General features: G+C 44.1%; 1 pseudogene. It reads right to left on the bottom strand.

Annotated elements, in window-relative coordinates:
• Nucleotides 1-571, bottom strand: a pseudogene (locus tag R7Q11_RS28235) (AraC family transcriptional regulator); the annotation flags it as partial.

The following is a 571-nucleotide window of genomic DNA, read 5'->3' as shown; positions in this document are numbered from 1 at the left end:
AATTCTGGTAAAACTTCCTCGACATGGCTCAACTCTTTTGCCATCGGCCAAGTAATCTCAATTTTATTTTGCGCATCAGAAGTGAACACCGCTAAGTGCCCTCCACTCACCGTAACCAGTTGCGAAAGATTGTCGATACTCAAGTCCACATTGTTATTAGCAGGACGACTTAGAGAAAGTTTATTTGGCAATTGTGTTCCGTAATCCAAAAAGCTGAGTGAGACAATGTCCCGCCCCTCTTCTAACATCACTTTAACGGCTTGACCTCGGAAAGAGCGCTTGATGATGTTGGCAAAGATACTGTTGAAGATAACGTCCAGATTAAAACTCTCTAGAGCAATACGGCTAGACTTGTTCTCATCCTCTAACTCCACAGAGATCCCCGCTTTGGCGAAATCGTCTCGCCACACATCGACCACAGATTGCGTAATTTGGCTTAGGTTGTAGTTTTGACTGCCGTTACTCGCATCACCTGGAGCACTTTTAAGCTCATTTAGCTGCCAGTAAGTTTTTGATACGTGATCCTGAGTGATGGAGTCTCTCTCCACTGGCAATTTTGACGAGATATAAT

The sequence above is a fragment of the Vibrio sp. 970 genome (assembly GCF_033339075.1).
Note: the sequence above shows the minus strand (reverse complement) of the source record. Positions and strands in the feature narration are given on the sequence as shown.